The organism is Bradyrhizobium sp. SRS-191 (genome assembly GCF_024586915.1).
GTDB lineage: Bacteria > Pseudomonadota > Alphaproteobacteria > Rhizobiales > Xanthobacteraceae > Bradyrhizobium.
This window is the reverse complement of sequence record NZ_JANBVS010000001.1, coordinates 1-13,242: the sequence shown is the minus strand read 5'-3', so window position 1 is coordinate 13,242 and position 13,242 is coordinate 1. Positions and strand designations below refer to the sequence as shown.

Annotated in this window: 12 protein-coding genes; 2 read left to right on the top strand and 10 right to left on the bottom strand. The window is 65.0% G+C overall.

Annotated features, from left to right (window positions below):
- Window positions 1-60 precede the first annotated feature (60 nt).
- From glpX to NLR35_RS00045, 4 genes are all read right to left on the bottom strand, one after another.
- On the bottom strand, window positions 61-1,062 hold the full coding sequence (gene glpX / locus NLR35_RS00060) for a class II fructose-bisphosphatase (RefSeq protein WP_006614788.1): 1,002 nt from the start codon (window positions 1,060-1,062) through the stop codon (window positions 61-63).
- Window positions 1,063-1,266: 204 nt separating this feature from the next.
- On the bottom strand, window positions 1,267-2,583 hold the full coding sequence (locus tag NLR35_RS00055; protein WP_257164531.1) for a homoserine dehydrogenase: 1,317 nt from the start codon (window positions 2,581-2,583) through the stop codon (window positions 1,267-1,269).
- Between the two features lie 36 nt (window positions 2,584-2,619).
- Window positions 2,620-3,840: an LL-diaminopimelate aminotransferase gene (locus NLR35_RS00050; RefSeq protein ID WP_006614790.1), complete on the bottom strand. Its 1,221-nt coding sequence runs from the start codon at window positions 3,838-3,840 to the stop codon at window positions 2,620-2,622.
- A gap of 210 nt (window positions 3,841-4,050) precedes the next feature.
- Entirely contained in the window at window positions 4,051-4,239 is a 189-nt protein-coding gene (locus NLR35_RS00045; protein ID WP_306577163.1) for a hypothetical protein, read from the bottom strand.
- Between the two features lie 355 nt (window positions 4,240-4,594).
- Between NLR35_RS00045 and NLR35_RS00040 the strand changes: the two genes are divergently transcribed.
- Both NLR35_RS00040 and NLR35_RS00035 read left to right on the top strand, forming a co-directional pair.
- Window positions 4,595-6,403: an alpha/beta hydrolase gene (locus NLR35_RS00040; protein WP_257164529.1), complete on the top strand. Its 1,809-nt coding sequence runs from the start codon at window positions 4,595-4,597 to the stop codon at window positions 6,401-6,403.
- A gap of 72 nt (window positions 6,404-6,475) precedes the next feature.
- Window positions 6,476-6,874, top strand: coding sequence for an MAPEG family protein (locus NLR35_RS00035; protein ID WP_257164528.1), 399 nt, complete (start codon window positions 6,476-6,478; stop codon window positions 6,872-6,874).
- Window positions 6,875-6,878: 4 nt separating this feature from the next.
- Here the strand turns inward: NLR35_RS00035 and NLR35_RS00030 are convergent, their stop codons facing one another.
- The 6 genes from NLR35_RS00030 to NLR35_RS00005 are packed head-to-tail and all read right to left on the bottom strand — an operon-like array spanning window position 6,879 to window position 12,744.
- Window positions 6,879-7,943, bottom strand: a complete 1,065-nt coding sequence (locus NLR35_RS00030) for a LacI family DNA-binding transcriptional regulator (RefSeq protein ID WP_306577160.1) — start codon at window positions 7,941-7,943, stop codon at window positions 6,879-6,881.
- Window positions 7,925-8,569 carry a ThuA domain-containing protein gene (locus NLR35_RS00025; RefSeq protein WP_257164526.1) on the bottom strand — a complete coding sequence of 215 codons (645 nt, stop codon included), beginning with the start codon at window positions 8,567-8,569 and terminating at the stop codon, window positions 7,925-7,927. Before NLR35_RS00025 ends, NLR35_RS00030 begins: the two co-directional genes overlap by 19 nt.
- A gap of 11 nt (window positions 8,570-8,580) precedes the next feature.
- Complete coding sequence (locus tag NLR35_RS00020) at window positions 8,581-9,678, bottom strand: Gfo/Idh/MocA family protein (RefSeq protein ID WP_257164525.1); 1,098 nt, start codon at window positions 9,676-9,678, stop codon at window positions 8,581-8,583.
- Window positions 9,679-9,700: 22 nt separating this feature from the next.
- A complete protein-coding gene (locus NLR35_RS00015) occupies window positions 9,701-10,549 on the bottom strand; it encodes a carbohydrate ABC transporter permease (protein WP_257164524.1) in 849 nt (282 codons plus the stop codon).
- Window positions 10,542-11,483 (bottom strand): carbohydrate ABC transporter permease, encoded by a 942-nt coding sequence (locus NLR35_RS00010; protein ID WP_257164523.1) that lies wholly within the window; start codon window positions 11,481-11,483, stop codon window positions 10,542-10,544. The genes NLR35_RS00015 and NLR35_RS00010 overlap by 8 nt, the downstream gene beginning before the upstream one ends.
- A 1-nt stretch (window position 11,484) precedes the next feature.
- Complete coding sequence (locus tag NLR35_RS00005; protein ID WP_257164522.1) at window positions 11,485-12,744, bottom strand: extracellular solute-binding protein; 1,260 nt, start codon at window positions 12,742-12,744, stop codon at window positions 11,485-11,487.
- Window positions 12,745-13,242 lie beyond the last annotated feature (498 nt).

Sequence of the window (13,242 nt, the reverse complement as noted above, 5' to 3'; positions counted from 1 at the left end):
GACCTGCGAGCTCGGGATTCCGGGGGCACGCTATGCATGCCCCGGACTGACCTCGCGGACTCAGTCGAGGTGGAACTTCTCGAGCTGGCGGTGCTCGGCGCGGATGTAGCGCACGGTGCCGGTGACGGAGCGCATCACGACGGTCTCGGTCTCGATCACGCCGTCCTTGCGGAACTTGACGCCGGACAGCAGCGAGCCGGTGGTGACGCCGGTGGCAGCGAACAGGCAGTCGCCGCGGGCCATGTCCTCGATGCCGTAGATCATCTTGGGATCGTTGACGCCCATCTTGGCCGCCCGCTCCCGCTTCTCGTCGGTGTCGAGGATCAGGCGGCACTGCATCTGACCGCCGATGCAGCGCAGTGCCACTGCGGCCAGCACGCCTTCCGGCGCGCCGCCGGTTCCCATATACATGTCGACGCCGGTGTCCTCAGGCGTCGCGGTGTGAATGACGCCGGCGACGTCACCATCGGTGATCAGGCGGACGGCCGCGCCGGTCGAGCGCACGCCCTGGATGATGTCGGCATGGCGCGGACGGTCGAGCACCAGCACGGTGATGGCGCCGGGCTCGACGCCCTTGGCCTTGGCGAGACGGCGGACGTTGTCGGCCGGGCTGGCATCGATGTCGACCACGCCCTTGGCGTAGCCCGGACCGACCGCGATCTTCTGCATGTAGACGTCGGGCGCGTGCAGCAAGGTACCGCCATCGGCCATCGCCATGGTCGCGATCGCGCCGGGCATGTTCTTGGCGCACAGAGTGGTGCCTTCGAGCGGGTCGACCGCGATGTCGACCTTCGGACCGGCATTGAGGCCGACCTTCTCGCCGATGTAGAGCATCGGCGCCTCGTCGCGCTCGCCCTCGCCGATCACGACGGTGCCTTCGATCGGCAGCTTGTTGAGCTCGCGGCGCATCGCGTCGACCGCCGCCTGGTCCGCCGGCTTTTCCTGGCCGTGGCCGCGCAGCCGCGCCGCCGACACCGCAGCGCGCTCGGTCACGCGCACCAGCTCCAGGGTCAGGATGCGCTCGAGCAACAGCTGTTGCGGGACGGAAATCTGCGTCGACATCGGTCAACTCCTCAAGACGTCAAGGCGGCTCACCGCCCTCAAATTCTACCAGCCGGAGGCCGCCATCGGGGGCGGCTCACGGTTCAGCGGGATGGCCCGGATGGCCGCTCCTCACCGCGCGATTCCACCGGTTTGAGCATGAACCTAACCCAAACGCCACGCGTTTGTTTGAGCAGGGACAACCGGTTCCTTGGGCATCCCAGGTTAATTCTTTTCGATCCGGATCACCTGCGGCTTGCCGCTGATGACCTTGTCGCGCTGCACCGCCTGGAGCGCCTTGTGCACCGCGTCCTCATGCGTCGCATAGGTGATCAGGATCACCGGCACCGGTCCGCCCTTGGCGCCCGTCTTCAACGGCTCGCTGCCATTGGGATGGCGCTGCACGATCGACTCGATCGAGATCTTCTGCTCCGCGAGCCGGGTCGCGATCGTTGCCGCCGTACCGGCGTGATCGCGCGCCATCAGCCGGATGTAATAGCCGCCCTCATGCCGCTCCATCGGCGCCTTCTCGGTCGGCTGCAGCTTCTCGACGGGACGCCCGAACGGCGTCGAGCGGATGCCGCGCGCGACATCGGCAATGTCAGCCAGGACTGCGGATGCGGTGGCCGCGCCCCCCGCTCCCGGACCGACCAAGGTGATCGGCGGAATGCCCTCGCCATCGATCGTGACCGCGTTGGTGACGCCCATCACCTGGGCGATCGAGGAGGATTTCGGCACCATGGTCGGGTGCACACGCTGCTCGATGCCCTTGGCGGTGCGCATCGCGACCCCGAGCAGCTTGACGCGATAGCCGAGCTCATCGGCGGCCCTGAGATCCTCGGGAGCGATCGACGAGATGCCTTCCACATAGATGGACTTCTCAGCCACCTGGGTACCGAAGGCGAGGCTCGCCAGGATCGCGAGCTTCTGCGCGGTGTCGTGGCCGTGGATGTCGAACGACGGATCGGCCTCGGCATAGCCGAGCCGCTGCGCGTCCTTGAGGCACTCGTCGAACGACAGACCTTCCTGCTCCATCCGGGTCAGGATGTAGTTGCAGGTGCCGTTCAGGATGCCATAGACGCGGCTGATGCCGGTAGCCGCGAGACCCTCGCGCAGGGTCTTGATGACCGGAATGGCCGCGCCCACGGCGGCCTCGAAATTCAACGCGGCACCAGACTTCTCGGCGGCCTTGGCGAGCTTCAGGCCATGCTTGGCGATCAGCGCCTTGTTGGCAGTGACCACCGACTTGCCGGCCTTGAGCGCGGTGTCGATCGCCGACAGCGCCGGGTCGCCGGCGCCGCCCATCAACTCGACCAGGCAGTCGACCTCGGGATCAGCCGCCAGCGCCAGCGGATCTTTGGCCCACTTGATGCCCGTGAGATCGACGGCGCGCTTCTTCTTCGACCGCGCCGTCACGGCCACGACTTGCACGGGACGTCCCGTCCGCTCGGTGAGCACACGCCCCTGCTGCTCGATCAGACGAACGACTTCGGCACCGACGGTGCCGAGGCCCGCGATGCCCACTCTCAGGGGTGCGACCATGGAATCAAAGAACCTGCAGCAAGGAAAACGGGAGACTCAGCGCCGATTGGCGAGAGGAACCACGTTGTGCAACGTTTCGATGCCGCTTTCAAGGAAGCGGCGGACGCCGCGGGCGGCCTGCCGGATGCGCTGCTCGTTCTCGACCATGGCGATGCGCACATAGCCCTCGCCATGCTCGCCGAAGCCGACGCCGGGCGAGACCGCGACGCCGCACTTCTCCACCATGAGGGTGGCGAACTGCATGCTGCCGAGGCTCTTGAACTTCTCGGGCAGCGGGGTCCAGGCGAACATCGAGGCCTCCGGCGACGGGATCTCCCAGCCGGCGCGGCCGAAGGACTCGACCAGCGTGTCGCGGCGCTTGCGGTAGACGTCGCGCATCTCGCGGATGCAGTCATCCGGCCCGTTCAGCGCCGCAGTGGCGGCAACCTGAACCGGCGTGAAAGCGCCGTAGTCGAGATAGGACTTCACACGCGCCAGCGCGGCAATGATGCGCTCATTGCCGACGGCAAAGCCCATGCGCCAGCCGGCCATCGAGTAGGTCTTGGACATCGAGGTGAACTCGACCGCGACATCCATGGCCCCGGGCACCTGCAGCACCGACGGCGGCGGGTTGTTATCGTCGAAATAGACCTCGGCATAAGCGAGGTCCGACAGGATCAGGATCTCGTGCTTCTTCGCGAATGCGACGAGGTCGCGATAGAAATCGAGGCTCGCGACATAGGCGGTCGGGTTGCTGGGATAGCAGACGATCAGCGCCAGCGGCTTCGGGATGGAGTGGATGATCGCGCGCTCGGCCGCCTCGAAGAATTGCGGCGTCGGCTCGGCCGGGACCGAGCGGATCACGCCGCCCGCCATCAGGAAGCCGAAGGCGTGAATGGGATAGCTCGGATTGGGACAGAGAATGACGTCGCCCGGCGCGGTGATCGCCTGCGCCACGTTGGCAAAGCCTTCCTTGGAGCCGAGCGTCGCCACGATCTGGGTGTCGGGATTGAGCTTCACCCCGAAGCGGCGATCGTAATAGGCCGCCTGCGCGCGGCGCAGGCCGACGATACCGCGCGAGGCCGAGTAGCGGTCGGTGCGCGGCTTGCCCAAGGTCTCCTTGAGCTTCTCCAGCACATGCGCCGGCGCCGGCAGGTCCGGATTGCCCATGCCGAGGTCGATGATATCGGCCCCGGCGTTCCGCGCGGCCGCCTTGGCCCGGTTGACCTGCTCGAACACGTAAGGCGGCAGACGGCGGATGCGATAGAAATCTTCCATGGGTCTCTCGGCTCCGGCAACCGGGGGCGGATTCACCAGCTCGGCTGGCGCTGCGACGCCTCAGCCCTGAAATCCGTGCTAGAACATAAGCTTAGCACGGCCATACGGCCTGGCTGGCGGCGACACGCAAGGGTGCGGTTGATTCCGGTGTTTTATCATGGACGCCGCGCCGCGCCAGACAATTACGTGACCGGGATCGAGCTGGCGCGCTTACCGGTCCCTGATGCCGGACGCAGCCGAGGCTTGGCGGTCGCGCGCGGCCGTGAGCTCCTTTTCGATCTTGGCGCGTTCTTCCGGCGAGATCGTCGGCGTCACGCGCTCGCGCGGGACGTCGTTCACGGGGAGATAGCCGGCCGGCTCCTTGGGCCGCGCAACTGCGTCGGGATCAAGCGAGGGCATGTCCGCGATCGAGCTGGAGCAGCCGGCCAACGCGAGGCTGCCGCAAAGCACGGCGGCCGCTGCAACGGCGCGCGCCCACGTCCTCCCGTCTTGCCCCGCCGTCCTCACCCCAAAGTCCCCACCACCCCAACCGACCCCAAATCGCAATGCGGCACATTTTGCCGCAGCACAACCAATTGTCACCCGAAACGTTACACGGTTGAACAGGAATTTCGTCCGGTAAGCGAGTGCATTGTGTCTGAAGCGAGAGTCTTTTTCGCAATGCAACACGCAGAAATCGAATTAACTGCAAACTCGCGGATTATTGATCTCGCGCGGTGACGAGCGGCTTCCGAAGCGATAGTGTGATCAGGCCATGACCGACGTTTCGAACGACACCACCCAATCAACAAAAACATTCGACGCCGAAGCCTTCGCGACGAATATCGCGAGAGCAATGGAAACAAGCGGCAAGGCGCTCGCGGCGTATTTGAAGCCGCGCGAAACCGGCGAGGTGCAGGACCGGCCGCCGACCGAGCTCGCCGAGGTCGTGAAATCGTTCACCGCCGTGGCCGACTATTGGCTGTCCGACAAGGATCGCGCCAGCGACATCCAAACAAAGATCGCCAAGGGCTATCTCGACCTGTGGGGCTCAGCCTCACGGCGGCTGGCCGGAGAGCAGGCCCCCCCGGCGATTTCGCCGTCGCCGCGCGACAGGCGCTTCGCCGACCCCGAGTGGAAGTCGAACCAGTTCTACGATTTCGTCATGCAGGCCTATCTGCTAACGACGCAGTGGGCGCAGGACCTCGTGCACAATGCCGAGGGCCTCGATCCGCACACGCGCAAGAAGGCCGAGTTCTACGTCAACCAGATCACCAATGCGCTGGCGCCGTCGAATTTCGTGCTGACCAACCCTGAGGTGATGCGGCAGACGGTGGCGTCGAGCGGCGACAACCTGGTGCGCGGCATGCAGATGCTCGCCGAGGACATCGAGGCCGGCAAGGGTACGCTGAAGATCCGCCAGTCCGATCCGGCCAATCTCGAGCTCGGCGTCAACATGGCGACGACGCCGGGCAAGGTCATCTTCCAGAACGAGATGATGCAGCTCATCCAGTACGCGCCGACGACGGAGAACGTGCTCCGCACGCCGCTGCTGATCGTGCCGCCCTGGATCAACAAGTTCTACATCCTCGACCTTCGCCCGGAAAAATCCTTCATCAAATGGTGCGTCGATCAGGGCCTCACCGTATTCGTGATCTCCTGGGTCAATCCCGACAAGTCGTTGGGGACCAAGACCTGGGAAGACTACATGAAGGAAGGTCCGCTCACCGCCATGGACGTCATCGAAAAGGTGACGGGCGAGATGAAGGTGCACACGATGGGCTATTGCGTCGGCGGCACCATGCTCGCGACGACCTTGGCCTGGCTCGCCGACAAGCGCCGCCAGCGCGTGACCTCGGCGACGTTCCTTGCGGCCCAGGTCGACTTCACCCATGCCGGTGATCTCCTGGTGTTCGTCGACGAGACCCAGATCTCCGCGTTGGAGCGCGACATGCAGGCCTCGGGCGTGCTCGAAGGCAGCAAGATGGCGATGGCCTTCAACATGCTCAGGTCGAACGATCTGATCTGGTCCTATGTCGTGAACAACTACCTCAAGGGCCAGCCGCCGCAGGCGTTCGACCTCTTGCATTGGAATTCCGACGCGACGCGGATGTCGGCGGCCAATCATTCCTACTATCTGCGCAACTGCTATCTCGAGAACCGGCTGACCTCGGGCACGATGGTGCTCGACAACACGCTGCTGGACCTCTCCAAGGTGAAGGTGCCGGTCTACAATCTCGCCACGCGCGAAGACCACATCGCGCCGGCGGACTCGGTCCTGTACGGCTCGCAGTTCTTCGGCGGTCCCGTGAAGTACGTGCTGTCGGGCTCGGGCCACATCGCCGGCGTCGTCAATCCGCCCTCCTCCGGTAAATACCAGTACTGGACCAACGACCAGATCCAGGACATCTCGCTGAAGGACTGGATGAAGGGCGCCGAGGAGCACAAGGGCTCGTGGTGGCCGGACTGGCGCGCCTGGCTCGGCGAGCTCGACCCGGAGGAGGTTCCCGCGCGCAGCATCGGCAGCGAGGCCTATCCACCGATCGAGGATGCGCCGGGCTCCTATGTCCGCGTCCGCGCATAGCGTGATCAGCCGCGATTGACTATAACCGCTCCGTCCCGCCGGGACGGGACGGAATCAGTTGAGGGGATCTCGATGACGCGCGAACTGTTCTGGCTGACGCTGACGGTCATTCTGACCGGCCTGCTGTGGGTTCCCTACATCCTGAACCGCTGCCAGGTCCGCGGCCTCACCGGCGCAATGGCGAATCCGTCGCGCAGCGACAAGCCGCACGCGGAGTGGGCGACGCGGATGATGTTCGCGCATGACAACGCGGTCGAGAACCTCGTCATCTTCGCGCCGCTGGTGCTGATCCTCAACTCGATCGACTACTCGACCAAATGGACCGTGCTCGCCTGCGCCGTCTATTTCTGGTCGCGCGTCGCCCACGTCATCGTCTATGCGATCGGCCTGCCCGTGTTCCGCACGCTTGCCTTCGTCGTTGGCTTCGTGGCGCAGGCGGTGCTGGCGCTTGCGATCTTCGGCTGGCTGTAAGCCGCTAAGGCAGATTGTCCCGCAGGAAGATGTCGATGCGGATGCGCTCCTGATCGGGGCTGATCGGCTCGCCCGAGCAATGCGCCAGCAGGACGCGCGCGGCGGAGCGCGCTTCGTGGCCAGGATCCTGGTTGATGACCGCGTCACACGTGCCGCGGACCAGGAACCGCCGCGTGTGCTGGGTCAGCTCGTGGGTGATCCACACCACCTCTCGCGCCCGGCCCGACGCTTCCAGAGCATCCGCGATGCCCCGATTGCCGGCGCCGCAGCAATAGATACCCCTGAGGTCGGCATGCCGCGCCAGCAGCGCCGCCGTCAGCTCCCGCGTCAGCTCGCTGTCGTCGCGGCCCTCGATGGCCGGGAGCGCGCGCAAATTGGGATATTCGCTGGAGAGGATCTGGTTGAAGCCGAACTGCCGCTCGGCATGATCGCGCAGCGACAATGATCCCGCGATCACTGCGACGGTCCCTTCGCGGCCGCCGAGGTAACGCCCCATCAGCGTGGCCGCTGTTCGCCCCGCGGCCGGGTTGTCGATCCCGACATAGTGCAGGCGGCGGGCATTCGGCGCATCCGACACCAGCGTCACCACCGCAACACCGCGCGCGGCCAGCTCGTCGATCGCGGCGCGCACCCGGGGATGATCGAGCGCGATGACGGCGACCCCGTGATAGGCCGGCGACAGCGTCTCCAGCGCGCCTGCCAAGACGTCGGGATCGAACACGTCGACATGCAGGATGTCGATGAAGCCGCGCTGGCCGGCCAGCCAGTCGGCGGTCTGTCGGACCTGTTCGGTCAGATGGGTCATGAAACTGTTGCCGCCGGTCGGCAGCACGAAGGCGAAGCGAAAGCTCTGACCGCGTGCCAGCCGCGCCGCGGCGATGTCGGCGCGGTAACCGAGCTTGGCCACCGCGGCCTCCACGCGCGCCACCGTCTTCGCCCGCACACCCTCGCGCCGATTGATGACGCGGTCGACGGTGGCGAGCGATACGCCCGCGGTGCGCGCGACGTCCTCGAGCGTGGCGCGAACGGGCGCTGGAGGCGCACCGGCTGTCACTCGCGGGCCGCCCATAGCATGCCGCGCGTCATCAGCGTGCGGATCTCCGGCACATCCAGCTCATAGGCGCGGTGGCCGAGCGAGGAATAGAACACCCTGCCCGCGCCGTAACGCTTCTTCCAGACCACGGGCATCACGACACCCTTGATCCAGGGGGCGTGCTCGCCGCTGAACGTCGTGGTCGCCAACACCTCGTTGGCCGGGTCGACATGCATGTAGTATTGCTCGGAGCGGTGTTCGAAACTCTTCAGTCCCTTCATGATGGGATCGTCCGGCTTGGTCAAGTCGACCCGGTAATCGATGATGTTGCCGGGATGCGCCACCCATTGCCCGCCGCACATGAACTGGTAGTCCACCGAATCGCGGAAGGCATCGCCCATGCCGCCGTGATGGCCAGCGAGACCGACGCCACTGCGCACCGCGGCGCAAAGGTTGAGCGCCTCAGCCTTTTCGATCTTCGACATCGTGTAGATCGGGATGATCAGCGACAGATCGTGGATCGCGGGATCCGCGAACGCGGCCGTCGTGGTCTCTATTCGGACGTCGAAGCCTTCGGCCTTGAGCCAGCCACGGATCATGGAGGCACAGAGATCGGGATCGTGTCCCGGCCAGCCGCCCCATACAATCATTGCCTTGCGCATGTCTCTGTTCCTCAGTCGATTTGCCCGGTGTCGCGGCCCGCCGGCAGCATCGCCGGCCGCTCGACGCGGCTCTCGATCCTGACGCGGCGGCCTTCATTGGCGGAGGTCTGGAACGCTTCCATCACCTCCAGCACGTGGAAGGCCAGCGCGCCGCTGGCACGATGCGGCCGGTCGTTCAGGATGGCGGTCGCCATGTCGGCGACGCCGATCGAGCGGAATTCACCGTCGACATGACCGTGCGTCAGCGGCATCGACTCCCAGTCGCCGCCGGTCTTGGCGACCTGCACCTCGCCGCCGAACCGATTGGGATCCGGCACGAGCATGCTGCCCTGGTCGCCATAGATCTCGATCGGCGCATGCCGATGCTTCGGAACATCGAAGCTCATCGTGACCGACACCACGGCCCCGCTCTCGAATTCGAGCGTGCCAGCGACATGCGTGGCGACCTCGACCGGGATCAGCGTGCCGTTCATCGGCTGGCTGGTGACGAGGCGCTCCGCGCGCGGACGCGCGGCCGAGCCCATCACGCTGGCGACAGGGCCGAGCAACTGCACGAGATCCGTGATGTAGTACGGGCCCATGTCGAGCATCGGGCCGCCGCCGCGCAGATAGTAGAAGCCTGGCGCCGGATGCCAGCGCTCATGTCCCGGACAGCCGAAGAAGACGCTGCCGGCGACCGGCCTGCCGATCGCGCCGTCGTCGATCAGCTTGCGTGCGGTCTGGTGGCCGCCACCGAGAAAGGTGTCCGGAGCGCAGCCGACGCGCAAATTCTTCTGCGCGGCGAGCTCGATCACCTTGCGCGCTTCGGCGACGTCGATGCCGAGCGGCTTCTCGGAGTGGACGTGCTTGCCGGCATTGAGCACCGCGAGGCTGACATCGGTATGCGCCAGCGGCACGGTGAGATTGATGACGATCTCGATGTCGTCGCGCCTGAGCATCTGGTCGACGCGCATCCCCGGCAGGCCGAAGGCGGCGCCCTGGCGCTCGGCCGCATCGCTGCGCATGTCGGCAAGCGCCTTGATGTCGAGAACCGGGAACCGCTGCGCAGCCTTCAGATAGGCCGTGCTGATGTTGCCGCAGCCGATGATGCCGATGCCGACGCGTCTCATAGCATTCTCCGTGATGTCAGGTTCATCCCTTGACCGCCCCTGATGTCAGGCCGGCAACGATGTGCTTCTGCGCCAGAAGGAACAGGATGATGGTGGGCAGGATGGTCAGGGTGATGAAGGCGAGGATCAGGTGCCACTCGGACGAATATTCGCCCTGATAGACCATGATGCCGAGCGGCCAGGAATACAGCGCATCGGTGTTGAGCATCACCAGCGGCAGCAGATAGGCGTTCCAGCTATTGACGAAGGTGATGGTGCCGACGGTCGCAAGGATCGGCCGCGACAGCGGCAAGGTCACGTAGCGGAAGAACTTGACGTAGCTGCAGCCGTCGACGAGCGCCGCTTCGAGCAGCTCGTACGGGATGTCCTTGAAGAAGCGGCGCAGCAGCAGCACGCTCATCGCGAGGCTGAACGCGACCTGCGGCAGCGCGACACCGAAATAAGTGTCGAGCAGGCCGAGGTCGCGCACCTTGATGAACAGCGGCAGCACGGCAGTCGCTGCAGGGAACAGCAGGCCGAGCGTCAGATAGCTCAGCAGCATCGAGCTGCCGAAGAACCGGACATGGGCGAAGGTGAACGCCGCCATCGAGGCGGCAATCAGGGTCAGGATCACCGTGAGCGTCGAGATGATCAGCGAGTTGCGCAGCAGCTGCCAGTAGCGCCCGGAGAACAGGATGTCCGCATAGTTCTGCCACTCCCAATGCCGTGGCAGGCCGAACGGATTGACGCGCAATTCGCCCAGCGACTTGAAGCCGCCGAGGAAGGTCGCCAGCAGCGGCACCAGGACGAAGATCGCGACGAGCGTGAGGAATGCCGCCTTGAACAGCACGGCCGGATCGAACGGCTCTCTTGAGGTTTCGGCCCTATTCATCGCGCATGAACCATCGCTTGTAGGTGAAGGCAAAGGTCACGCAGATCACGAACAGGATGACGCCGATGGCGCTGCCGTAACCCACGCGCATGCGGGAGATGCCGTTGTTGTAGAGGAAGCTCACCATCGTGTTGGACGAGTCGGCAGGTCCGCCGCGCGTCAGCGGCATGACGAGGTCGAACAGTTGGAGCGAGCCGATGATGGCGAAGAAGACGGAGAGCCGGATTGTCGGATAGAGCAAGGGGATGACGACATGGCGCAGGCTCTGCGTCCGCGTCGCGCCGTCGATCCGGGCGGCCTCGATCAGGCTCTTGTCGATGCTCTGGAGGGCCGCGATGAACAGCATCATGTGGAAGCCGAAATACTTCCAGACGATGACGATCAGAACGGCCAGCATCGCGGTGTCGGTGGAGGCAAGCAGATGCGGCGGCTCGGCACCGAAGGTTCGCCAGATCGAGGCGACGAGCCCATAGTCGCCGTCGTACACGAAGCTGAAGATCAGGCCGGTCGCGATCTCCGCCAGTATGTACGGCATGAAGAACAGCATGCGCAGCACAACCGCGCCGCGGAACCGCTCCGCGAGCATCAGGGCCAGCGTCAGCGCCAGCGGGAGCTGGACGCAGAGCGAGACCGCGATGATCAGGCCGTTGTTGCGCAACGCGAGCCAGAACGCGCGCGTCTCCAGCACGAAGCGGTAGTTGTCGAAGCCGATCCAATTGGTCGGCCGGCCAAACCCGTTCCAATTAAAGCCGGAATACCAGGCGGCCTCCCCGATCGGCAGCACCACGAACAGCGTGAACAACAGCAGCGCCGGCGGCAGGAACAGGATCAGAACCGTGAAACGGCCGTCCCAGCTCGGACCGCGACTTGCCCGCGCGGCCAGCGGCGGCCGCGCGACATGCATCGCCGGCCCACTCGCGATCGGACGCGCCACCTCAGTTACCCTGCTTGCGCGCTGCTTCGATGGCCTTGGCGGCGTCCTGCGGACTCATGCTGCCCCCCGCGATCTCCGCGCTGACGTCGTTGACGACGCGTCCGACCGAAGGCCCCAGGCTCTGATCATAGAAGTTCTGGTGATAGTTCGACTTGGCCAGATTGGCCGCGATCTGCTTCATGAAGGCGTTGTTGAGGCCGGCCTCGGCGCCCTGCACCACCGGAATGATGAAGTTGCCGGCCGCAAGCCGCGTCTGCACGTCCTTTGAGATGAAGTACTTCAGGAAGTCCGTGGCTTCCTTCGGCGAGCCCTTGGTGACCAGCCAGCCGGTGATGCCGCCCAGTGTATCGGTCGGCGCGCCCTTCCCGCCCGCCACTGTCGGGAAATCGAACCAGCAGATCTTGTCCTCGCTCAGGCCCACCTTGTCGGCCGCAAGCGCTCGTTGAAGATTGTAGACCGAGCTGATCGCAAGCGTCATCGCCGCCTTGCCGTCACCGAAATAGCCGACGGCCTGCGGGTTCTTGAAGCCGAGGAAGCCGTTCTGGAACGGCTGGAGGTCCACGAGCTGCTTGAACATCTCGCCGGATTTGACGAAGGTGTCGCCGCCGAAGCCGCCGTTCTCGCCGCGCAGCGCAGCGTCGAAGGCGGCCTTGCCGCCCAGGCGCACGGCCAGATGCGTCCAGTAGAAGTGCAGCGGCCATTTGTCGGCGCCGCCGACCACGATCGGCGTGACACCCGCGGCCTTCAATGTTTTCACCGCGCCAAGCAGATCGTCCCAGGTCTTGATATCTGCGGGATCGACCTTCGCCTTGGCCATCAGGTCCTTGTTGCAGACGAAGCCGACTTGCGACAGCGAGATCGGCAGGCCGTACACGCGGCCATTGTCAGTGAAAGCAGCGAGCGCCGCCGGCGTGATGCTGTCGCTATAGCCTCTCACCTGGTCGGTCATATCTTCGAGAACGCCGGCCTCGATCTGCGCCTTCAGCACGCCGCCGGCCCAGCTGTAGATGATGTTCGGGCGATCCTTGGACTGCAGGATGGTCGGCAGCTTGGCCTTGTAGGCTTCGTTCTCGAGGAACTGCATCTCGATCTTGGTGCCCGGATGTGAGGCCTCATAGGCACGTGCCACCTCCTCCCAGATCTTCACCTGGGCCGGATTGACCTCGATGTGCAGCCATTTGACGGTGGTGTCGGCGATGGCGGCTGTGCCCGCAAGCAGGCATGCGGCAGCCGTGAGTCCCAGCTTCGCGAGCAGTCCCATCAGAATCCTCCCAACCGTCTTCTTTGTTGCGGTAATCCTGTCCTCATTTTTTGAGGTGCGCAACTAAAATTCTGACCTGACAACCTCACGGTGATTGTTGTTCGCATCAGCGAAGGGCGTCGCGGGCAAGCGATGCCAACGGAACCGCCCGGGTCCGACAAATGGCGGCGCGACATAACTCTCGACGCATCTGCAGCATTGGACGTGCTGACGACCCGCGTTGTCGCCTCGTCGCGCTGGCGAGCGCAGGGGGGATCATCACGGTTGGCATGGCTGCGGCTGGGACCGACCAAGGCAGAGCAGATGAGAATAGGCATGGGCGTGCACCCTCGCGGCGCGCGGCGTCCGAGTTGTTGCTCTAGGCCGCCCTCTCTGAGACAGAGGGCACAGGGAAGGCCGGGCGTCGGCTGACGCCCGTGGCCCGCCTGCGAGAAAAATGCAGGCGGCAGGTACCACAGGTGCAGCCGGACTCGCCCGGCCTTCCCTGTGCGACGGTTG

Coding starts and splice junctions, on each gene's coding strand:
- NLR35_RS00035 (WP_257164528.1), top strand. CDS start 6,476: ATGACGCGCGAACTGTTCTGGCTGACGCTGACGGTCATTCTGACCGGC.
- NLR35_RS00055 (WP_257164531.1), bottom strand. CDS start 2,583: ATGGTCGCACCCCTGAGAGTGGGCATCGCGGGCCTCGGCACCGTCGGT.
- glpX (WP_006614788.1), bottom strand. CDS start 1,062: ATGTCGACGCAGATTTCCGTCCCGCAACAGCTGTTGCTCGAGCGCATC.
- NLR35_RS00050 (WP_006614790.1), bottom strand. CDS start 3,840: ATGGAAGATTTCTATCGCATCCGCCGTCTGCCGCCTTACGTGTTCGAG.
- NLR35_RS00030 (WP_306577160.1), bottom strand. CDS start 7,943: ATGGGCGGCCCGCGAGTGACAGCCGGTGCGCCTCCAGCGCCCGTTCGC.
- NLR35_RS00040 (WP_257164529.1), top strand. CDS start 4,595: ATGACCGACGTTTCGAACGACACCACCCAATCAACAAAAACATTCGAC.
- NLR35_RS00020 (WP_257164525.1), bottom strand. CDS start 9,678: ATGAGACGCGTCGGCATCGGCATCATCGGCTGCGGCAACATCAGCACG.
- NLR35_RS00015 (WP_257164524.1), bottom strand. CDS start 10,549: ATGAATAGGGCCGAAACCTCAAGAGAGCCGTTCGATCCGGCCGTGCTG.
- NLR35_RS00045 (WP_306577163.1), bottom strand. CDS start 4,239: ATGCCCTCGCTTGATCCCGACGCAGTTGCGCGGCCCAAGGAGCCGGCC.
- NLR35_RS00005 (WP_257164522.1), bottom strand. CDS start 12,744: ATGGGACTGCTCGCGAAGCTGGGACTCACGGCTGCCGCATGCCTGCTT.
- NLR35_RS00025 (WP_257164526.1), bottom strand. CDS start 8,569: ATGCGCAAGGCAATGATTGTATGGGGCGGCTGGCCGGGACACGATCCC.